Below are 21278 nucleotides of genomic sequence, written 5' to 3' on the forward strand. Positions count from 1 at the left end.
AGATCAGTGGCAGAACGTTGAAAGCTTCATCCACCAATGAGTTAGGTGGAGCGGGCGATGGGAATCGAACCCACGACATTCAGCTTGGGAAGCTGACGTTCTACCTCTGAACTACGCCCGCGTTGCACTATTCATATCCGGCCTTCCGGCGATCCGGCAAGGGGGTTCGACCGGAGTTCCGGCGAAGATCAGCGGAAATGCTTGGAGAGCTTCAACCCTTGCGCCTGATAGTTCGAACCGGCGCCCGCGCCGTAGAGCACCCTGGGGCGCTCGGCCATGCGCTCATAGACGAGCCGTCCGACGATCTGCCCATCCTCGAGGATGAAGGGGACGTCGCGGGAGCGGACCTCGAGCACCGCGCGGGCCCCCTCCCCTCCCGCTTCGGCATGGCCGAAGCCCGGATCGAAGAAGCCGGCATAATGAACCCGGAACTCCCCCACCAGAGGATCAAAGGGCACCATCTCGGCGGCGTAGTCCGGCGGCACGTGCACGGCCTCCTTAGAGGCGAGGATGTAGAACTGGCCCGGATCCAGGATCAGGGTTCGGCTGGCATCGGCATAGAGTGGCTCCCAGAAGTCCGCGACGCGGCATGAGCCGGGCTTGTCCACGTCGACCAGACCCGTATGGCGCTTGGCCCGGTAGCCGATGAGGTTGTCGGGGCCGAAGCCCGCAAGATCCACGCTGACCGCGACCCCGTCCTGGATCGACGGCTCGGTCGAGGTCACGACCCGCTCCCGCTCGTGCACGGCCAGGAGCTCGGCATCGCTCAGGCGCACATCGCCCTTGCGCAGGCGCAGCTGCGACAGCCGCGTGCCGGTCCTGACCAGCACGGGAAAGGTCCGCGGCGAGATCTCGGCAAAGAGGCGTCCCCGATATCCGGCCCCGATGGTGTCGAATTCCTGGCTCCGGTCGGTGATCACGCGGGTGAACACGTCGATGCGGCCGGTCGAGCTCTTGGGGTTTGCCGCCGCCGACAGATCCTCCGGCAGGGCCAGCTCCTCCTGCAGCTCGGCAATATAGACGCTGCCGGTCTCCAGGATTGCCCCCTTGCCGAGGTCGATCTCGTGAAAGCTCAGCTGGTCGAGCCGATCCTGGACCGTATGGTTGCGGCCCGGCAGGAAGCTGGCGCGCACCCGGTAGGCCCGGCGCCCGAGCCTGAGATCGAGGCTCGCCGGCTGGACCTGGTCGGACGCGAAGGGCGTCTCCGGCCTGATGGCCCCTGCCTCGGCCAGGTGCATGATGGCATCAGCCGATTGGATCCCGTCCTTCAACGCAACCATGTCCGTCTTCCGAGGGGCCTGCCCCCAATTGAATGTTGAGCCTGGCAATATCTGTAAGGATTGCTGCGGAATTCTCAACGGCTTTCGGCGTCCTGGGGATACGATATCCCGGCGAAGGAGGCTGGACCCATTCGCCGCCCGGTCGATTGACGGGGCTCGAAGGCCGCCGTACCAGAACCGCATGGAATTCTTCGACCGGCGTGAGGCAAGCTCATGTATAAAGCCGTGACCCGCGGCATCTCTGTGACGGTGACGCCCCGCTACATGCCGGAAGAATCCTCCCCCGATCAGAACCGCTACTTCTTCGCCTATACGGTCGAGATCATCAACACGAGCCTGGACAGGGTCCAGCTCCGCGCCCGCTACTGGCGGATCACCGACGAACACGGTCAGGTCCAGGAGGTGCGCGGCGCCGGCGTGGTCGGCGAGGAGCCGGTGCTGGGTCCCGGGGAGAGCTTCAGCTATACCAGCGGCTGCCCGCTGCAGACGCCGAGCGGCACCATGCAGGGCACCTACCTGATGGAGACCGCCACCGGCGAAACTTTCGAGGCCGAAATCCCCGCTTTCTCGCTCGATATACCCCGCACCAAGCGCGTGCTGCACTGAGGTTCCTGATGTCTTCTACCGGTCTACGGCTGACGCCGCTCGAGATGCTGGCGAAGCTGGTGTCGTTCGACACCGTGAGCTCGAAGTCGAACCTGCCACTCATCGAGTTCGTCGAAAGCTATCTGCAGAGCTGGAACGTGCCCTATGTGCGCGTGCCCAACGAGTCCGGCGACAAGGCGGCGATCTACGCCACTCTTGGACCGCGGGACCAGGGCGGGATCGTGCTGTCGGGTCACACCGACGTGGTGCCGGTCACCGGCCAGGCGTGGACGTCCGACCCCTTCACGCTCCGGATCGAGAACGACCGCGCCTACGGGCGCGGCGCGGTGGACATGAAGGCGTTCGACGCGCTGGCGCTCGCGCTGATCCCGGAGTTCCAGGCCGCCGGTCTCACGACGCCGATCCACATCATGCTCTCTTACGACGAGGAGACGACGTGCCTCGGCGTCGTCGATACGATCCGCCGTCTCGGACATGACCTTCCCATGCCGAAGGCTGTGATCGTCGGCGAGCCGACGATGCTGGAGGTGGCGGACGCCCACAAGAGCGTGGTCACCTTCTCGACGACGGTGCATGGTTTCGAGGCCCATTCGTCGAAGCCTTATCTCGGCGCCAGCGCGGTGATGACGGCGGCCGAGCTGATCGCCGAGCTCAACCGCATCGGCGACGACATGATGGAGCGCGGCGACGCCAGCGGGCGCTTCGATCCGCCTTACACGACGGTGCATGTGGGCACGATCTCGGGCGGCACGGCGCGCAACATCCTGTCGAAGACCTGCACCTTCCATTGGGAGTTCCGCGGGCTGCCGAACCTCGACCCGCACGAGATTCCGGATCGTCTCAACCGGTTCGTCGAGGAAGTCGCCCTGAAGCGCCTCAACCGTTTCGGCGAGTTCGGGCGGATCGAGACCATCCTGCACGCCGACGTGCCGGGTCTCGCGCCGGATCCGGGCTCGGCCGCGGAGGTTCTGGCGCTGCGCCTTGCAGGCCGGAACCACACGCAGACCGTGCCCTTCGGCACGGAAGCGGGCCACTTCCAGGCTGCGGGCATTCCGACCGTCGTCTGCGGTCCAGGCTCCATCAATCAGGCGCACCAGCCGGACGAGTACATCACGCTGGAACAATTCGAGGCGGGCCTCGCCTTCATGCGCCGGCTTGCGGCGACCTGCGCGAATTCCTGAGCGCCCCTGCCGTCATGGCCTGGCCTGTCCCGGCCATGACGGAAGATTGGACATCAAGCCTCGGACTTCGCGATCTCGGCTTCGACCTCGGCCGGATCGAGATCATAGAAGCGCGAGCAGAACTCGCACGTGATACCGATGCGGCCGTTGTCTCCGACCATGTCGCGGCGGTCCTCGGGGGAGAAGCGGCGCATCATGCCCATGATGCGCTCGTGCGAGCAGGTGCATTCCTCGTGCACGTGCTGGCCCTCGAAAACGCGCACGCCCCGCTCATGGAACAGGCGGTAGAGCAGCGTCTCGCTGGAGACAGTCGGATCGACAAGCTCATGATCCTCGACCGTGCCGACCAGGGATTTGGCTTCGAGCCAGGCATCGTCCTCCGAGGGCGCCGCCAGATCGTTCGACGGATGCCCCTCGGGGATGTCTCCGGGATGCAGGTCGGCCTGCCGCAGACGGTCCGGGGATGACGGCAGGAACTGGATCATCAGGCCGCCCGCGCGATAGGTGTGGCGGCCGTTCTCGAACTGCTCCGCCACGGCCAGGCGCACCTGAGTCGGGATCTGCTCGGACTGACGGAAATACTGATGGGCCGCCTCCTCGAACCCCTGACCCTCGAGCGCGACGACGCCCTGGTAGCGGCTGCGCTCGGAGCCCTGATCGATCGTCATGGCGAGGTAGCCTGAGCCGAGGAGTTCGCCGCTTCCCGGCGACGTGCTTCCAAGAGCCTCGAGCCTGTCCTTGTCGAAACGGGCCGTGGCGCGCAGGCGGTCCGGTGCGTTGAAGTCCACCACCACCATGTCGATGATGCCGTCCGTCTTGGTCTGCAGCTGGAAGCGTCCCTCGAGCTTGAGGGATGCGCCGAGCATGACCGTCAGGGCGGCCGCCTCGCCGATGACGCGGGCCACTAGGTCGGGATAGCCGTGGCGGGCCAGGATCGTGTCGATGGAGGCCCCGAGACGCACCACGCGCCCGCGCACGTCGAGCGGCTCGACGGCGAAAGGCAGGACGACGTCATCGTTTCCTTCAAGCGGGGCTGAACTCATGCGCTTGCTGCTCCGAGGCACCATGCCAGGATGCCCTTTTGTGCGTGAAGCCGGTTCTCGGCCTCGTCGAAGACCACGGATTGCGGACCGTCCATGACCTCATCCGTCACCTCCTCGCCGCGATGGGCGGGCAGGCAATGCATGAAGATCGCGTCCTTGTCGGCCACGCCCATGAGCCTGCCGTTGACCTGATAGGGCTTCAGCAGGTTCTGGCGGCGGAACTCGTCGTCGTCGCCCATGGAGACCCAGCAATCGGTGACGACCGCATGGGCGCCCTCGGCGGCTTCGAAGGCATCGGTGGTCACGCCGATCTTGGCCCCTTCCCGTTTCGCCCAGGACAAAAGCTCGGGACGGGGAGCAAGTTCCGGCGGAGACGCGATGTTCAGGGTGAAATCGAGCCGGGCGGCCGCATGGATCCACGAGGCGAGTACGTTGTTGGAATCGCCCGTCCAGGCGACCGTCTTCCCTTCGATGGAGCCGCGATGCTCCTCGAAGGTCATGATGTCGGCCATGATCTGGCACGGATGCGTCACCTTGGTCAGGCCGTTGATCACCGGAATCGACGCATATTGGGCCAGTTCCGTCACCATGGCATGGTCAAGGGTGCGGATCATGATGGCGTCCACGTAGCGCGAGAGGACCCGGGCCGTATCGGCGATGCTCTCGCCGCGGCCGAGCTGCATCTCCTTGCCGGTGAGCATGAGGGTCTCGCCGCCAAGCTCGCGCATGCCAACGTCGAACGACACGCGGGTGCGGGTGGACGGCTTGTCGAACACCATCGCCAGGACCTTGCCTTCGAGCGGGCGGTCCTTGGCCTTCTCGCCCCGCCGGCGCTTGGCCTTGATGTCCAGGCCGATCTGAAGGAGGTGCCGGATCTCCGCGCCGGAAAAGTCGCTGAGATCGAGGAAATGACGGGTCTTCATTGAACTGCTCCCGGCTGGGCGGCTGCCTGCTGACCAGCTTCGATGGCCGCGCAGGCGGCATCCAGACGATCGATGGCCTCTCCGAGATCGGCCTCGGTGATGATCAGCGGCGGCAGGAGACGGACGACATTGTCGCCGGCCCCGATCACGACGAGCTTCTGGTCGCGGGCGGCGCTGACGAAGTCCGTGTTGGGCACGACGGTGCGCAGACCCATCATGAGGCCTTGGCCCCGCACCTCGGCGATGACGCTGGGATGGCGGTCCTTCAGCTCGGCGAGGCGCTGCTTGAGCAGCAGGCCCTTGCGCTCGACCCCGTCGAGAAAGCCGGGTTCGAGGATCACGTCGAGCACGGCGTTGCCGACCGCCATGGCGAGCGGATTGCCCCCGAAGGTGGTGCCGTGGGTGCCCAGGGTCAGGCCCTTGCCGGCCTCGGCCGTGGCGAGGCACGCGCCCAGCGGGAAGCCGCCGCCGATCCCCTTGGCCACCGTCATGATGTCGGGCGTCACGCCGCTCCATTCATAGGCGAACAGCTTGCCGGTGCGGCCGACGCCGGTCTGGATCTCGTCGAAGATCAGGAGCAGTCCCTGGCTGTCGCACAGGGCGCGCAGCTCGCGCAGGAAGGAGGCCGACACGGTCCTGACGCCGCCCTCGCCCTGGATCGGCTCGATCATGAGGGCTGCCGTCTGCGGGCCGATCACCGCCTTGAGAGCCTCGAGATCCTCGGGCGGCACCTGGTCGAACCCCTGCACCTTGGGACCGAAGCCCTCCAGGTACTTCGGCTGGCCGCCGGCCGCGATCGTGCCGAGCGTGCGGCCGTGGAAGGCGCCCTCGAAGGTCACGATGTGGAAGCGCTCGGGGTTGCCGTTCACATAATGGTAACGGCGGGCCATCTTGATCGCGGCCTCGTTCGCCTCGGCGCCGGAATTGGTGAAGAACACGTAATCCGCGAAGGTGGCGTCGACGAGCCGCTGGGCGAGGCGCTCGCCCTCGGGGATCTGGAACAGGTTGGAGCTGTGCCAGATCCTGGCGGCCTGCTCGGACAGGGCCTTGACCAGGTGCGGATGCGCGTGGCCGAGGGCATTCACCGCGATGCCGGCGCCGAAATCCAGATATCGCTCGCCATCTCGGCCGTAGAGCCAGGGGCCCTCTCCCTTCTCGAAGGAAAGCTCGGCGCGGGCAAAAGTCGGCAGCAATGGCGATGTCACGGGTTGTCTCCGCCTGAAGAGAGGCCCAAGGTCGCACCCGGGCCCGAAAAAGAAAGCGCCGCCCCAACGGGGGCGGCACGGGAAGGGATTCTAACGAGGTGCGGGACCCTGTCAATTCAAGAGAAATGAAGTCACTCATCACAAGGAATTTTTGCCGATTTCGGGCCAGGGTGAGTTCCTTGGGGAAAACGACAGGGCCTCAACGGGGACTCTTGCGCCCGAGTCCACCCATCCTGTACCTTCGGGGTAGTCGAGTACAGCATTCGTGCCACGGCATTCACCCTCAGGAGCGATCCTCGCAACGCGGTCGGACACAAAACCCTGTCCGCGAGGCATCCGGGATTCTGAGCTTGACGCCTGTCGCGAAGGAGGAAAGTTTAAAAATGATGGATGCGGGCGGAACTTGGACGGACGAGCGGGTCGAGCTTCTCAAGAAGCTCTGGACCGATGGTTTGAGCGCGAGCCAGATCGCCGCCGAGCTTGGCAACGTGACCCGCAACGCGGTGATCGGCAAGGTTCACCGCCTCGGCCTGTCCGGCCGGGCCAAGGATGCGAAGCCTGTCGCTTCGGCGGCCGCCCGTCCCCGCAAGGCGACCCGCGCCCCGAGCGCGCCGGCTCCGATTGCGCCCCAGCCGCACAACAACAACGTGGTGCTGGCCCCGATCCCGCTGCAGCCCGCGGCCGAGGAGCCCGTGGTGTTCGCCGAGGACGAGGTCGCCATCCCCATGTCCGAGCGGGTGACGATCATGGATCTGCGTGAGTCCATGTGCCGCTGGCCCATGGGCGACCCGACGAAGCCCGAGTTCCGCTTCTGCGGCGCCCGCTCGATCACGGGCCTGCCCTATTGCACCCATCACGCCCGCATCGCCTACCAGCCGGTGGCCGACCGCAAGCGTGAGCGCCGGCTCGCCCGGGCCTGAGGACAATCATTTCAAGAAAATGGCCGCGCCGACGATGTCCGGCGCGGCCTTTTGCGCTTTTGCCCTTGGCCCGTCACAGAATCCTGCAGAACCACCGGTCCGAGAAAGCAAGGGGGTCAGGATCGGATCTCTCTTCCGTCGTCACCGGCCTTGTGCCGGTGATCCCGATTGTTCGAAACGCAGAGCCTCACCGGATCGGGATGACCGGGACAAGCCCGGCCATGACGTGGGGTGGAACGGCAACTTCGGGATCGGGAGAGTTGCGCTCTCAGAATGCGTCAGGCGCTCGCCGCCTGCTGCTCCTCGCGGGCGAAGGTCTCGTCGAAGGAGTAGCCGGCGCCGCGCACGGTCCGGATCGGGTCGGGGCGGCGCGGCAGGCCGATGGCCTTGCGCAGGCGGCCCACATGGACGTCGACCGTGCGTTCGTCGATATAGACGTCATGCCCCCAGACGGCGTTGAGCAGGTGCTCGCGGGAGAAAACGCGCCCGGGGCTCTGCATCAGGAACTCGAGCAGCCGGAACTCGGTCGGTCCCAAGTGCAGCTCCTGGCCGGCACGCCGCACCCGGTGGGTCTCGCGGTCGAGCTCGATGTCACCGGCCTTGAGCAGGGTCGCGATATGCGCGGGCTTGGCCCGCCGCAGCAGCGCACGCACGCGGGCCAGCAGCTCCGGCACCGAGAAGGGCTTGACGATGTAGTCGTCGGCGCCCGTGGAGAGGCCGCGGATCCGGTCCCCCTCCTCGCCGCGCGCCGTGAGCATGATCACCGGCAGGCGTTCGGTCTCGGTGCGGGCGCGGATGCGCCGGCAGAGCTCGATCCCGGACAGGCCGGGCAGCATCCAGTCGAGCAGCACGATGTCGGGAACCTGCTCCCGGAGGCGGATCTCCGCCTCGTCGCCGCGCGAGACGCTGTCAACCTCGTAGCCTTCGGCTTCGAGGTTGTAGCGCAGGAGCAGCATCAAGGGCTCCTCGTCCTCGACGATCAGAACGCGCGGTCCCATGCATCAGGCTCCTGCTGCGACCGTCGTGTCGATGGAGCGGTCGTTCTTGGGCCGGTCGATGGCCAGCGTCTCGCCCGTCACCAGGTAATGCACCGTCTCGGCGATGTTGGTGGTGTGATCGCCGATGCGCTCGATGTTCTTGGCGCAGAACAGGAGATGCGTGCAGAACGAGATGTTGCGCGGATCTTCCATCATGTAGGTGAGGAGCTCGCGGAACAGGGACGTGTAGAGCGCGTCGATGGCACCGTCGCGCTTCCACACGTCCAGGGCCTTCTCGGTATCTTTCTGCGCATAGGCGTCGAGCACATCCTTGAGCTGGCCGAGGACGAGATCGCCCATGTGCTGGAGGCCGACGACGATCTTCTGCGGCTGGAAGTCGTCGCCGATCGCCAGGGCCCTCTTGCCGATGTTCTTGGCCATGTCGCCGATGCGCTCGACGTCGCCGGAAATGCGGATGGCCGAGATCGTCTCGCGCAGATCGACGGCCAGCGGCTGGCGTCGGGCGATGGTCAGGATGGCGCTCTCCTCCACCTCGCGCTGGAGAATGTCGAGGCGCTTGTCGGAGATCACCACGGTCTGGGCCAGCGCCTTGTCGTGGCGGACGAGCGCCGCGATGGACTCGACGAGCATCTTCTCGGCGATGCCGCCCATCTCGGAGATGCGCTGCCGGAGACCCTGAAGGTCGTTGTCGTAGGAGCTGACGATATGTTCCGCCATTGGATTAAGTCTCCCTCGAAGAGCTTCGATCAGCCGAAGCGGCCCGTGATATAGTCCTGAGTCTGCTTCTTGGTCGGGTTCATGAACATCTTGGTCGTGGGCCCGAACTCCACGAGCTCGCCGAGATACATGAAGGCCGTGAACTGCGAGATGCGTGCGGCCTGCTGCATGTTGTGCGTGACGATCACGATGGTGAACTCGGAGCGGAGCTGCTCGATCAGCTCCTCGATCTTGCCGGTGGAGATCGGATCGAGGGCCGAGGTCGGCTCGTCGAGCAGGATCACCTCCGGCCGCTGGGCAATGGTGCGCGCAATGCACAGGCGCTGCTGCTGGCCGCCCGACAGGCCCATGCCGGACTGGCGCAGCTTGTCCTTCGCCTCGTCCCAGAGCGCAGCCTTGCGCAGCGCTTCCTCGACACGGTCGTCGAGCTCGGATTTCGGCAGCTTCTCGTAAAGGCGGATGCCGAAGGCGATGTTGTCGTAGATCGACATGGGAAACGGCGTCGGCTTCTGGAACACCATGCCGACGCGGGCGCGAAGCTCGTTCACATCGATCGAAGGCGAGAGCACGTTCTGCCCGTCGAGCAGGATCTGTCCGTCCACGCGCTGCTCGGGGTACAGGCTGTAGATGCGGTTGAAGGTGCGCAGCAGGGTCGACTTCCCGCAGCCCGAAGGGCCGATGAGAGCCGTGACCTGCCGGTCGTAGAAGTCGAGCGAGATGTCCTTCAGGCTGCGGAAATCGCCGTAGAAGAAGTTGAGGTTCTTGACCGCGATGCGCACCGGCGCGCCGGTATCGGCCGCGGCCGCATTGCCGATGGCGCTGCTCGTGTTGAGGGCGATGGTGCTCATCGGGCTTTATCCTTGTTCAGGAGGAGGCGCGCCACGATGGACAGCGCCAGGATCGACAGGGTGATGATGAGGGCGCCGGCCCAAGCCAGCTCGCGCCAGTTCTCGTATGGCGAGAGCGCAAACTGGAAGATCATGACCGGCAGGTTCGAGACGCCGCCCATCAGGGTCGGGCTGAACCAGAAATTGTTGTTGAGCGCAGTGAAGAGCAGGGGCGCCGTCTCGCCGGCGATGCGGGCGGTCGCGAGCAGCACGCCCGTGACCATGCCGGCGCGGGCCGCCTTCCAGCTGATCTTGATGATGACCGTCGACATCGGGGCCCCGAGCGCCGCCCCGGCCTCGCGCAGAGAACCGGGCACGAGGCGCAGCATGTCCTCGGTGGTGCGCACGATGACGGGAACCGCGATGATGGCGAGCGCCACGCCGCCGGCCCATCCGGAATAGCCGCCCATCGGCTGCACCATGAGCATGTAGACGAAGAGGCCGATGAGGATGCTGGGCGCGGCGAGCAGGATGTCGTTCACGAAGCGGATGATCTCGGCAAGCTTCGAACCCTTGCCGTATTCGGCGAGATACGTGCCGGCCAGCACGCCGACGGGCGTGGCCACCACGATGCCGAGAACGGTCAGGATCAGGCTGCCGACGATAGCATTGGCAATGCCGCCGCCCTGGCTTCCGGGACCGGGCGTCGTCTGCGTGAACACGGCAGGCGAGAGACCGCCGATGCCCTCGACGAGAAGCATGAGCAGGATCCAGCCGAGGACGAAAGCGCCCAGGACGGTAAAGAGCGTGCAGATGATCTTGAGGGCCTGGTCGGCCACATGGCGGCTGCGGCGCACCCGGCCCCAAGGGGCCGGAGCGGTCGTCGACGGCTTCGCCGGCGTGCGGGTCTGGAGAGCGGTATCCATCATGAACCTCCTACCCGACCTTCACGCGCGCCACCAACAGGCGGGCGAGCACGAGCACGGTGAACGTGACCAGGAACAGGATGCAGCCCAGCGCCATCAGGGCGTTGAGCTGGAGGCCGATGGCCTCGTTGAACTCGTTGGCGATGCGAGACGCGATGGTGGATCCGGGATCGAAGACCGAGCCCGACAGCCGGTTGGCATTGCCGACCACGAAGGTGACGGCCATCGTCTCGCCGAGCGCGCGGCCGAGTCCGAGCATGACCGCTCCGATGATGCTGACGCCCGCCTGCGGCAGCAGCACGTTGCGCACCACCTCCCAGGTGGTGCAGCCGATGCCGTAGGCGCTCTCGCGCAGCACGGATGGGATCTGATCGAGAATGTCGCGCGCGATCGACGCGATGAACGGGATGATCATGATCGCCAGGATGATGCCGGCCGTCAGGATGCCGACGCCGGAGGGCGTGCGCGCATAAAGAATGGTGCCCACGATGGGCATGCCCTCGACGATGTTCGACACGGGGATCTGCACATAGTTCGCGAAGAGAGGCGCGAAGACGAAGAGGCCCCACATGCCGTAGATGATGCTGGGCACCGCCGCGAGCAGCTCGATGGTGGTCGCCACCGGACGCTTGAGCCAAGGCGGGCAAAGCTGCGTCAGGAAGATCGCGATGCCGAGCGACAGGGGAACGCCGATCACGAGGGCGATCAGCGCCGTCGACAGGGTGCCCACGATGGCCACCCAGGCACCGTACTGGTCCTCGTTGACGTTCCAGACGCTCGACGTGATGAAACCGAAGCCGAACTCGCGGAAGGCCGGCAGGCCTCCATAGATCATGGCACCGATGATGCCCAGGAGCACGATCAGCACCAGGAGGGCCGATCCGAGGCTTGCGAGCCGAAAGATCCGGTCGAAGCCCGATTGGGAGGATCGGCGGGCGGGAGCATCCGCGCGCGTCACGAGACGTTCTTGCGAGAGAGCTGTCATTCGCCGATCCGCTTTGTTGTTCAATCGACCGAGATCAGATTACTGCTTGAAGACGGGCTGGCCCGACGCGTTCTTGATCTCGCTCGCCCAGGTGGCGCGAACCTGATCCTTCAGCTGGCTCGGGAGCGGCACGTAGTCGAGCTCGATAGCCATCTGGTCGCCGTTCTTGAAGGACCAGTCGAAGAACTTCAAGGCCTCCGCCACCTGCTCGGGCTTCTCGGGGGTCTTGGGCACGAGGATGAAGGTCGGCGCCGTGATGGGCCAAGCCTCGTCGCCGGCCTGGTTCGTCAGCGAGATGCCGTAGCCGGGGGCCGACTTCCAATCGGCGTTGGCGGCGGCAGCCTGGAAGGTCTTGGCTTCCGGCGCCACGAACTTGCCGTTCTTGTTCTGAAGCTGCGCGAACGGGATGCTGTTCTGCTTGGCATAGGCGTATTCGACATAGCCGATCGAGTTCGGCACCTGCTTCACGAGAGCCGCCACGCCCTCATTGCCCTTGCCGCCCTGACCGACCGGCCACTGCACGGAGGAACCGGCGCCCGGGCCGCTCTTCCAGCCTTCCGAGACCTGCGACAGGTAGGTGGTGAACACGCTGGTGGTGCCCGATCCGTCGGAGCGGTAGACCGGCGTGATCGCCGCGTTGGGAAGGTTCACGCCCTGATTGACCTGGGCGATCTTGGCGTCGTTCCACTTGGAGATCTTGCCGTTGAAGATGTCGGCCAGCACCTCGCCCGTCAGCTTGAGTTGGCCGGCGCCCTGGACGTTGTAGACGGCCACCACGCCGCCCATGACAGCCGGGAACTGCACGAAGCCGTCCTTCTGCAGATCCTCGCCCTTCAGCGGAGCATCGGTCGCGCCGAAATCGACCGTCTTGGCCCGGATCTGACGGATGCCGCCGCTGGACCCGATGGACTGGTAGTTCATCCGGTTCCCGGTTTCCTTGTTGTAGGCCTCGGCCCACTTGGCATAGATCGGGAACGGGAAGGTCGCGCCCGCGCCCGTGATGTCGGCCGCAGATGCCGTGGTCGTAAGGCTCGCGACGGCAAGGCCGGCCGCAATGGCGTAGGACATAATCTTCACGATAGGTCTCCTGTTCATGCAAGAGCGACAGGCGGCTGAAAAGCCCGGGCCGTGTCTCGCGATGGGACAGCTAGGCCCGACGGATGTCTCCTCTACGACAGTTGGATGACAATTAGATGACACCCCCAAAGGATCCCTTGAGGCGGCCAAAAGCATTGCGACGGGACGGAACTATTGGCGCGGGCCGGCCTCCGGAAAGGTCGCCGTGAACCGGGCGCCCTGCCCGGGCTCGCTGGCGATAGCCAGCTGCCCCCGGTGGCGGTTGACGATATGCTTGACGATGGCAAGACCCAGGCCCGTCCCGCCCTTGTCCCGGCTCTGCACGACATCGACCCGGTAGAACCGCTCGGTCAGACGCGGCAGGTGCTCCGGGGCGATGCCGGGGCCATAATCCTGGACCGAGAAGGCGATCTGCGGCACCGGCCCGTCGATGCGGGCGACCTCGACATCCACCCTTCCACCGCTCTCGCCGTATTTCACGGCGTTCTCGATCAGGTTCTCGGCGATGCGCAGCAGCTCGTCCCGATCGCCGAGGACCAGCGCCGGACGGTTGGGCAGCGAGGCCTTGATGACCATCCCCCTCTCCCGGGCCAGCGGCGAGAGGGTTTCCACCATCTGAGAGGCGATCGTGGCGAGATCGACCGTCTGGGTGGGTGACAGGTGGGCGCGCATCTCGATCCGCGACAGGGACAGGAGATCGTCGATCAGGCGCTTCATGCGCTGCGCCTGCCCCTTCATGATATCGAGGAAACGCTCCCTCGCCCTCACGTCCTCGCGGGCGGGTCCCTGGAGGGTCTCGATGAAGCCGAGAAGCGAAGCCAGGGGCGTGCGCAGCTCGTGGCTCGCATTGGCCACGAAATCGGCCCGCATCGCCTCGAGGCGCCGGGCCGAGGTGAGATCGCGGAAGAACAGGACGACACCGGCCTGGACCTCCGCATCCGAGACGTCCGCCTGCAGGGGGCCGATATGCACCTCGAAGGTCCGTTCCGTCGGGATCCGCTCCGAATACTCGACCTTGAGGGGTTCGCCGGTCTCCAGCACCTCCTGGATGCCGTCGAGCACGTCCGGGCTGCGCAGGGCGAAGGACAGGGGGTGACCCGTCTTGAGGCCCGCCAGGAGGTCGTAGGCGGCCCTGTTGGCCTCGATCACCAGCGCCCGCTGGTTCACCAGGATGACCGGATCAGGGATCTGCGCCAGAACCGCCTCGGCGACGCTCGAGCGCGGGGACGCCTTCGTCTGCGACCTGACGGCCGTTCCGAGCGGGCGCTTGGGGCTCGCCACGAGGAAACCGGTGAGGATCGCCACTCCGGCCCAGACCAGAAGCCACCCGTCCCCATAGCCCCGCACCAGCGCCACGGCGACCAGCACGAAGCAGGCGACGACCGCGCCGCGCAGGGCAGCGTCCCGGATCGGAGTGGCGCTCTGCCGGAGGGCGTCCGGCGTGAGGTCGTCAGGATCGGTCATCGGGCCAGGACGTCTCGGGGATGGGGCCTGCCCTCTTTAGGGGACGGCGGCCCCTGTGTCATCTCCCGCCAAGCTCGACGTCGCCGGAGATCTCGTTCTCGTCCGGTTTGAAGGCCAGGCGGGCCGACCGGATGCGGTTGCGGATCTCATAGGCGCCCAGGATCGCCAGGGCGATCACGAAGGGGACGAGGTAATAGCACAGGCGGTAGAGGAGCAGCGCGCCCAGGACCGGCTCACGGGGATAGTTCGAGAGGGCCAGCAGAATGGTGGCCTCGAAGACCCCGAGGCCGCCCGGCGCATGGCTGGCCACGCCGAGCATGACGGCAAAGATATAGACCGCCAGGAAGGTCTCGAAGCTCAGATTGTGTCCCCCGGGCAGGAGCACGAAGAGAACTCCGGCGCCGGCGCAGACATCCCCCGCGCCGATCAGGATCTGGGCCAGCGACAGGCGAAATCCCGGCAGCTCCAGCTTCCAGCCCTGGATCTTCACGGCGCGCCGCTTGATCGAAACCCAGATCATGTAACCGACGACGAATATGGCGGCGCCAAGGCCCACCAGCTGGTTCATCCAGATGTGGGTGTAGACGAGGCTCGCCAGTTCATCGGCCTTGCTGATCAGGCTCCAGGCCAGGACCAGGGCCATGCCGAGCCAGAAGGTCACGCCGGCGATCACCGTGAGGCTCGCCACCCGCCCCGGGCTCACCCCCTTCGGCGAGTAGATCCAGTAGCGGACCGTGCCGGCCGTCAGCAGGGGGAACCCCAGCGTGAAGCTCACCGCATAGCTGGTGAAGGAGGCGAGCGCCGTTGTGCGATAGCGGATCTGCAGCTTGAGCTGCCGCAGGGCGATGGCATCGTAGCAGGTCAGAAGACTGTAGCTGACGGCGGTCAGGAGGACGGCGAGGCCGATCTGGCGCGGGCTGGCCGCCGTGAAGGCCGCCTTCAGTTCATTGACGTCGATTTCTGACACGATATGCCAGAGAACCACCAGCGAGGCGCCGAACAGAATGATGCTCGCTGCCATCCCGATCCAGGCGAACCGGCGGGAACGGCGCTCCTTCGGATGAAGGGCTTCGGCAGAGGACATCTCCGGCGGCGGCGCCGGACGGGAGCTCATATCATTCATGAAATCGGTCAATCAGCCTCAGCGTGAGAAAGGTCGCATCGGGTACGAAGGCTGTCCTGCATCTATGCGCTGGCATGGGCAACCGCCAGTCGGCACCGGCCTTTTAATGGTTTCGCAAGGCTGGCGCTACTCTTTCGCCGGAGAAAACGCCGCGGGCGCCCGATGTGGGTTGTCAGCCTCGAAAAAGGCCTACAACAATGCTTCCTTTGGCATCGGAGACTTGGCCGCAAGGATGGCCCGGGAGTTTTGAGTGGATTTCAAGGAAACAGAAACGCAATTTGCTGTTCTGGCGGAGTCTCTGCCTCAACTCGTCTGGTCATCCCGTCCCGATGGATCTGTCGATTACGTGAATCGCCGGTGGCGCGAGTTCACGGGACTTCCAGGCGAGCATTTCCTCGGATCCGGTTGGGAGATTGCCATTCATCCCGACGATCTTCCTCAGGTCCGGGAACATTGGCAACGATCCCTTGAGACCGGACAGGCCTATGAATGGGAGTACCGGGTCCGAACCGCTGCAGGCGGGTACGAATGGTTTCTCAGCCGAGCCATCCCGATCCAGGATCTGTCCGGAAAGATCACCCGATGGTTCGGCACGAGCACGAATATCAATGCGCAGAAGACCGCCGAGGAAGCCGTGCGCATGCTCGAGAACCAGTACAGGATCGCCCTCGAGGCCGCCGATCTCGGGACCTGGCAGATCGACCTGGACAAGAACCTGATCACCTGGGACGAGGGCTCGTGCGCCCTCTACCATCTTCCTCATAACGGATTGTACAGCCTCACTCTCGAAGAGGCCTGGGCCATGATCCATCCCGAGGACGTGGAGGGGGTCAGGGCCAGGATTGCTGCGGCCGCCTCTGCCGGAGCCGACGGCAAGTATGACAGCCAGTACCGGGCTATCCTGCCTGATGGGAAACTCCGCTGGTTCCGCTCGCACGGACAGGCGCTCTACACCGAAGAGGGCGGGACCCATCGCGCAGTGAGCCTGTATGGCGTCGTCAGCGACATCACCGAGCGACATGCTCTGGAAGAGGCCCAGAAGCTTCTGACACGCGAGCTCAACCATCGTGTGAAGAACCTGTTCGCGATTGCGAACGGCATGGTTTCGATGACCGCCCGCACGGCTAAGGACCCCAAGGACATGGCCAATGCCCTGCGCGGGCGTCTGAGCGCTCTCTCGCGGGCGCACGAACTGGTGCAGCCCGTCGCGGGAGGAGAGACAGGGCAAGGTCCCGACGTGGAACTTGGCCGGCTGATCGAGGCTGTTCTCGAACCCTACCGGCAGTCCGGCCAGAACAGGATCGCCACCGAAGGCCCGCGCGTGCTCGTGGGGTCCAACACGACGACGAGCCTCGCGCTCGTCCTGCATGAGCTGGCGACCAATGCCGCCAAATACGGCTGTCTCTCATGCGCAGAGGGGGACCTCGCCATCCACTGGACCCTTCAGGGAGACGACGTCGACCTCCTGTGGACCGAGAGCGGTGGCCCGACCATCGAGAGCCCCCCGACCTTCGAGGGTTTCGGCACGCAACTGTCCCAGAGAAGCATCACCGGACAACTGGGCGGCACTCTCGACCGCGAATGGCGGCCGGAAGGCTTGCGCGTCCACATGATCCTGCCAGTCAGCCGGTTGAGCGCCTGAGCGGTCATGACCATTCACCGCCGCGTCCTGATACTGGGCGGAGCACGCTCGGGGAAAAGCCGCACTGCGCTGCAGCTGGCTGAGAGCACATCGCCTGAGCGAGACTATATCGCGACGGCTCAGGCTTTCGACGACGAGATGCGCGAGCGCATCGATCGGCATCGCGCCGAGCGCGACCGATCCTGGCAGACGATCGACGCGCCCCTGGATCTCGTTGAGGCCGTTCAGGCACGGGCCGCCCCCAGACACGCCGTGCTGGTCGATTGCCTGACGCTGTGGCTCTCGAACATCATGCTGGCGGGGCGCGATCCGTCCCGGGAGGCCGATCGGCTCGTTCAGACTGTCCGGGACGCCCGGGGTCCCCTCATCCTGGTCTCGAACGAGGTCGGCCACGGTATCGTCCCGTCGACCCCTCTTGGACGCTCGTTCCGGGACGAGCAGGGCCGCCTCAATCAAAGGGTCGCTGAGGTCTGCGATGCCGTGATCTTTGTCGCGGCTGGCCAACCAATCCTGCTCAAACCCGCCCCTCCCCTGCGGCTGCACCTGGAATAGACCGCGATCAGCGCACCTTCGCCCGGGCCTCGGCTCCCAGATGATCGATGGCCGCGGGTGTCGAGGGCCCGCCGCAGATCGTCAGCTTGCCGGGAAGCACCAAACGTCGGCTCGGGGGCACGGCCTCGGCAAGGGCCGGGTGAAGGAGCAGCGCCGTCCCGTTGTCGACCGCCTGGTCCGTAGCCGCATCGAGAAGCATGAAGGCCGGTGGCGTCGTGACGATCCTCTCGAGGCGCGCCACTCCTCCTTCGACCAGCCCCAGAGCCTCCTGGTGAAGCTTGAAGCCCATGCGGACCAGAATCTCGCCGAGGGGCGAACGGGGTGACGTGACCCAACCGCCCCGTTCCAGGGACAGGATGCTCTGTCCCTCAGGCACGGTTCCGCGCGCCCGCTCCAGAGCGGCATCGATCAGGGCGATCAGAGCCTCCCCGCGCTCCGGTTGACCGAGCCGACGGGCCAATGTGCGGATCTGGCTGCGTCCATCCGCGAGGTTCTCCCAGGGTCCCAGCGACAGCACGTCTATCCCTTGCCGTGACAGAAGCGCGACCTGCTCCCGCTGGCCGTAGGTGCCCGTCAGCACGAGATCCGGCCGCTCGACGATGATGGATTCGGCACTGCCGTCATTCAGGGGAACCGCGCCAGCCTGATCGGCCAGAAAGGCAATGGACGGATCCCGCGCGAGCCGGCTTAACGAGGCGATCTGGCTGCGATCCGCCAGCGCGAGCAGCAGCTGATCCGTACAGAGATTGAGAGACGCGATCCTTTCAGGCCGCGCGTGAGCCTGCGTGTCTCCGGGAATGAATGTCGTCAGGAACGGCAGAAGGAGCAACCAAGCATGCCGGAGGATGGATCTGAGGAGCATCGTGGGTGGACCGGGTCTGCGAGCTGCAGGCTCTTTATACCCGACGATCCATCGGCGGAAGCACGCGCATGTCCATGGGCAGCCTTGGTGCCGAGGCGCAGGATCGCTCTCGATGGCAGATCCCACAGTGCGGTTTCCCGAGGAGGACTTGAGATCCACACGTTGTGACGTCGAGTATTACGTTGCGGCAAATGAGTAAAGCTTGCCTATTGTCGGCTCATCAAATTGTATTATTACCCCTGCGTCATCTCGCCATCAGTTATATGGTTCTCATTCTAAGATTTTCGTTGGGAAATAAGGCTTCCATGAAGATGATCATTCATGAATCAGCCTGAACAAATAGTCGCACCCGGGAACAAATTCGAAATTTTAACGCCAAGCTGACCTATTCTGGACATATCACCCTAGCACATACTTGCCTCCGTTGAACGAAGAACGGCCGTGCACCCGCCTTGGCGGAGAAGCGGCGCACTCTTGGGGGCTTATCCATATGCAAATCCCTCTGACAGCGTCTCATGACGCATGCCAGCAGACGGCCATTTGCCTCGAAAGCGAGAACAGGAGCGGGTCTTCTACCGTCCGTGACGCCGTTGACCGGCTCTCACGGCTGCAGGGTGGGAGAACGCTCCTCGACCTCACCAAGTCCTTCGGTTTTGGCGCATGCCTGACGATTGCCATCGGCACGGCCGTCCACACGCCCAGCGCCTCGGCGGCTGAGTCGTGGACGGCGTTGCCACCGGCCCTCGATGCCGGCCAGAACGCCATCCGGGTGCCGCCTGTGCAGCCGATGACACCGTCCACCCTGTCGGCCGGGAACACCGCGCCGGCGGACCCGCTCGAAGCCATCGCTTCTGTCGGGGCCGTGAACGCGACGCCGGCCGAACTGCAGAAGCAGATCATCCTGTCCATTCCCCTGACCGATGCACCGACCTCTGGCAGCACCGCGACCGAGGAACCTGTCTCCCGCGAGCTCACGGAATTCATGGAGTTCGAGGACATGCGCGTGCCCGTCTGGATCGTCGACACGATCCTGCGCGCCTCCAAGGCAACGGGTGCAGATCCCGTGTACATGATGGCCCTGGCGGACAAGGAATCGAGCTTCCTGCCAGGCAACAAGGCGTCAACCTCGTCCGCGCTCGGCCTGTTTCAGTTCATTTCCAGCACATGGCTGGAAGCCGTCAAATCATTCGGCCCCATGCACGGCCTGATCGCCGAAGCGGAGGCGGTCGTCGGTTCGGGGGCTAAGATCGAGGTGACCGACGCGACGATGCGGGAGCATATCCTCGGCCTGCGCCGAAATCCCTACATCTCGGCTCTCATGGCAGCCGAGATGATGAAGCGCGACAAGGGGAAGATCGAGACGAAGCTCGGACGCAAGCTCAGTCGCTCGGAGTTCTATCTCTCCCACTTCTTCGGAGTCGATAGTGCAAGTCGGTTCATCGCTCTGGTGGACGACACGCCCAAGAAAAGCGCACCCGATGCCTTCCCGGCCGCCGCAAAGTCGAACAAGTCTCTGTTCTTCACCAAGGATGGCAAGAAGACCCGTCAGCTGAGCGTCGCCGAGGTCTACGACAAGATCGACGACATGATCGACAAGCGCCTCAACCGCTACGAGGCCGTATCGGCCCGGGCCACGGCGGATGGCTCGGCCTTCTGATCCGACGCCTCCGCTTTGCGGGAGCCGGCTGTTGCGAGGCTCTGATCGTCGAGGCCATCGACGTCTGCACGGGGTGTCAGACTGGCCGTCGCCGTGCTTGTCGGTGCGATATCGGCAAAGCCACCCCGGGCGGGAGACCGCTGCACCTGAAGAATCCGCATCACGATGAAGGCGACAAGGCCCAGCGAGGCGAAGGCCGAGTAGATGAACAGGCCTTTCGGCCCCATCATCTCCATGGCCAGGGCGCCGAAAAGGGGACCGACCGTGACGCCCGTCGCCCAGGAGAACAGCAGGGTGCCGACGGTGGAGACGATCTGTCCTGGATCAACGATATCGCAGGCATGGGCGACGCAGACGGAATAGATGCACAGGGCAAGGCCGCCCCAGGCCGCAAACGACCACAGGATCAACACGTTCGCGCCCTGTGCGCTCGCCCACAGAATCAGAAGTGAAACGAGGCTCGTTCCCGCAGCGAGCCCGGCAATCACGTAGCGGCGGTCCGCCCGATCGGATAGCCACCCGAGCGGCCACTGCATCGCGAGGCTTCCGGCCTGGAGGGCGAACAGAAGGGCTGCCGCCTGATCCTGGCTCAATCCGATGGTGACCCCGAAGACGGGCGTGATGGCGATGACCGGGCCATTGACCAAGCCGACCACGAAGGCGCCGACCACCGCAGACGGCGCCGTCGCGAACAGCTTCCTGACTTCGATCCGGACGCCTTGAGGCGCCGCCGGTTCCTTGGTGGTCGTTGCGGCGATCGGAAGGAGCGAGAGCGTGATCAGTGCGCTCACCGCCATGAACAAGCCATCGGTGCGGATATTGCCGAAACCAATCCCGAGCGGGGATACCATGAGGGCAACCTTGGTACAGATCATGTAGATCGACAGGATGCGCCCACGATGGCTGGAGATCGCGCGGGCGCTGATCCACCCGTCCGTCACGGTGAAGATGCAGGCCAGCGTCACACCCGTCAGCCCCCGCAGGAAGATCCAGGCCAGGGTCGAATGAGCCTGGGTCATGACAAGGATCAGGACGGATACCACCGCGGCGAGGCTGGCAAAGGCCCGGATATACCCCACGTGCCGGATGAAACTTGGGGCCAGCAAGCAGCCCGTCGAAAAGCCGAGCCCATAAGCCGCCGCCACGACGCCGATGGATGCGACGGAAATCCCCTCGGCCTGCATGCGTAAGGGCATGAGCGCCTGAAGCAGGCCGTTGCCGGCTTGCAGCAAGGTGGTTGCAGCCGTGATGGTCCAGATAAGTGCGAGGGATGAGTTCACAATCGAATCG

Annotated in this window: 20 protein-coding genes and 1 tRNA gene; 6 read left to right on the plus strand and 15 right to left on the minus strand. The window is 65.0% G+C overall.

Annotation, left to right across the window (positions count from 1 at the left end; translation table 11 throughout):
* Positions 1–46 precede the first annotated feature (46 nt).
* Both HPT29_RS21465 and HPT29_RS21470 read right to left on the minus strand, forming a co-directional pair.
* Positions 47–121 (minus strand) — tRNA-Gly (locus tag HPT29_RS21465).
* Positions 122–188: 67 nt separating this feature from the next.
* On the minus strand, positions 189–1280 hold the full coding sequence (locus HPT29_RS21470; RefSeq protein WP_173947545.1) for a 2'-deoxycytidine 5'-triphosphate deaminase: 1092 nt from the start codon (positions 1278–1280) through the stop codon (positions 189–191).
* 213 nt (positions 1281–1493) lie between these two features.
* On the opposite strand from HPT29_RS21470, the gene apaG reads away from it, so the two are divergent.
* A complete protein-coding gene (apaG, locus tag HPT29_RS21475; RefSeq protein WP_173947546.1) occupies positions 1494–1886 on the plus strand; it encodes a Co2+/Mg2+ efflux protein ApaG in 393 nt (130 codons plus the stop codon).
* A gap of 8 nt (positions 1887–1894) precedes the next feature.
* Positions 1895–3067 (plus strand): acetylornithine deacetylase, encoded by a 1173-nt coding sequence (gene argE / locus HPT29_RS21480; RefSeq protein WP_173947547.1) that lies wholly within the window; start codon positions 1895–1897, stop codon positions 3065–3067.
* Positions 3068–3120: 53 nt separating this feature from the next.
* On the opposite strand, the gene HPT29_RS21485 is transcribed toward argE, so the two are convergent.
* The 3 genes from HPT29_RS21485 to HPT29_RS21495 are packed head-to-tail and all read right to left on the minus strand — an operon-like array spanning position 3121 to position 6238.
* Positions 3121–4110: an Hsp33 family molecular chaperone gene (locus tag HPT29_RS21485; protein WP_173947548.1), complete on the minus strand. Its 990-nt coding sequence runs from the start codon at positions 4108–4110 to the stop codon at positions 3121–3123.
* A complete protein-coding gene (gene argF, locus HPT29_RS21490; protein ID WP_173947549.1) occupies positions 4107–5033 on the minus strand; it encodes an ornithine carbamoyltransferase in 927 nt (308 codons plus the stop codon). Before argF ends, HPT29_RS21485 begins: the two co-directional genes overlap by 4 nt.
* Positions 5030–6238: an aspartate aminotransferase family protein gene (locus HPT29_RS21495; RefSeq protein ID WP_173947550.1), complete on the minus strand. Its 1209-nt coding sequence runs from the start codon at positions 6236–6238 to the stop codon at positions 5030–5032. Before HPT29_RS21495 ends, argF begins: the two co-directional genes overlap by 4 nt.
* Positions 6239–6621: 383 nt before the next feature.
* On the opposite strand from HPT29_RS21495, the gene HPT29_RS21500 reads away from it, so the two are divergent.
* Positions 6622–7158, plus strand: coding sequence for a GcrA family cell cycle regulator (locus HPT29_RS21500; RefSeq protein WP_173947551.1), 537 nt, complete (start codon positions 6622–6624; stop codon positions 7156–7158).
* Positions 7159–7436: 278 nt separating this feature from the next.
* On the opposite strand, the gene phoB is transcribed toward HPT29_RS21500, so the two are convergent.
* The 8 genes from phoB to HPT29_RS21540 form a co-directional block, all read right to left on the minus strand.
* On the minus strand, positions 7437–8156 hold the full coding sequence (gene phoB, locus HPT29_RS21505; RefSeq protein ID WP_173947552.1) for a phosphate regulon transcriptional regulator PhoB: 720 nt from the start codon (positions 8154–8156) through the stop codon (positions 7437–7439).
* Positions 8157–8159: 3 nt separating this feature from the next.
* Positions 8160–8873, minus strand: a complete 714-nt coding sequence (phoU, locus tag HPT29_RS21510) for a phosphate signaling complex protein PhoU (protein WP_173947553.1) — start codon at positions 8871–8873, stop codon at positions 8160–8162.
* A gap of 29 nt (positions 8874–8902) precedes the next feature.
* Positions 8903–9721: a phosphate ABC transporter ATP-binding protein PstB gene (pstB, locus tag HPT29_RS21515; RefSeq protein WP_173947554.1), complete on the minus strand. Its 819-nt coding sequence runs from the start codon at positions 9719–9721 to the stop codon at positions 8903–8905.
* A complete protein-coding gene (gene pstA, locus HPT29_RS21520; RefSeq protein ID WP_173947555.1) occupies positions 9718–10626 on the minus strand; it encodes a phosphate ABC transporter permease PstA in 909 nt (302 codons plus the stop codon). The genes pstB and pstA overlap by 4 nt, the downstream gene beginning before the upstream one ends.
* Before the next feature lie 10 nt (positions 10627–10636).
* On the minus strand, positions 10637–11611 hold the full coding sequence (pstC, locus tag HPT29_RS21525) for a phosphate ABC transporter permease subunit PstC (RefSeq protein WP_173947556.1): 975 nt from the start codon (positions 11609–11611) through the stop codon (positions 10637–10639).
* A gap of 39 nt (positions 11612–11650) precedes the next feature.
* Entirely contained in the window at positions 11651–12688 is a 1038-nt protein-coding gene (gene pstS, locus HPT29_RS21530) for a phosphate ABC transporter substrate-binding protein PstS (protein ID WP_173947557.1), read from the minus strand.
* Between the two features lie 171 nt (positions 12689–12859).
* The gene (locus tag HPT29_RS21535; RefSeq protein ID WP_173947558.1) at positions 12860–14152 is read right to left on the minus strand and encodes an ATP-binding protein; all 1293 of its coding nucleotides are present in this window, start codon (positions 14150–14152) and stop codon (positions 12860–12862) included.
* 58 nt (positions 14153–14210) lie between these two features.
* Positions 14211–15266: a lysylphosphatidylglycerol synthase domain-containing protein gene (locus HPT29_RS21540; protein ID WP_371823188.1), complete on the minus strand. Its 1056-nt coding sequence runs from the start codon at positions 15264–15266 to the stop codon at positions 14211–14213.
* Between the two features lie 259 nt (positions 15267–15525).
* On the opposite strand from HPT29_RS21540, the gene HPT29_RS21545 reads away from it, so the two are divergent.
* Positions 15526–16917: a PAS domain-containing protein gene (locus HPT29_RS21545; protein WP_173947560.1), complete on the plus strand. Its 1392-nt coding sequence runs from the start codon at positions 15526–15528 to the stop codon at positions 16915–16917.
* Positions 16918–16923: 6 nt separating this feature from the next.
* Positions 16924–17469: a bifunctional adenosylcobinamide kinase/adenosylcobinamide-phosphate guanylyltransferase gene (gene cobU / locus HPT29_RS21550; RefSeq protein ID WP_173947561.1), complete on the plus strand. Its 546-nt coding sequence runs from the start codon at positions 16924–16926 to the stop codon at positions 17467–17469.
* 7 nt (positions 17470–17476) lie between these two features.
* Here cobU and HPT29_RS21555 read toward each other — a convergent pair whose 3' ends face one another.
* On the minus strand, positions 17477–18298 hold the full coding sequence (locus HPT29_RS21555; RefSeq protein ID WP_259060247.1) for an ABC transporter substrate-binding protein: 822 nt from the start codon (positions 18296–18298) through the stop codon (positions 17477–17479).
* Between the two features lie 523 nt (positions 18299–18821).
* Between HPT29_RS21555 and HPT29_RS21560 the strand changes: the two genes are divergently transcribed.
* A complete protein-coding gene (locus HPT29_RS21560; RefSeq protein ID WP_173947563.1) occupies positions 18822–19988 on the plus strand; it encodes a transglycosylase SLT domain-containing protein in 1167 nt (388 codons plus the stop codon).
* Here HPT29_RS21560 and HPT29_RS21565 read toward each other — a convergent pair.
* Positions 19940–21268 carry an MFS transporter gene (locus tag HPT29_RS21565; protein WP_173947564.1) on the minus strand — a complete coding sequence of 443 codons (1329 nt, stop codon included), beginning with the start codon at positions 21266–21268 and terminating at the stop codon, positions 19940–19942. The two genes, HPT29_RS21560 and HPT29_RS21565, sit on opposite strands and share 49 nt — an antisense overlap.
* Positions 21269–21278 lie beyond the last annotated feature (10 nt).

Origin of the sequence: Microvirga terrae (assembly GCF_013307435.2) — a bacterium.
Lineage (GTDB): Bacteria > Pseudomonadota > Alphaproteobacteria > Rhizobiales > Beijerinckiaceae > Microvirga > Microvirga terrae.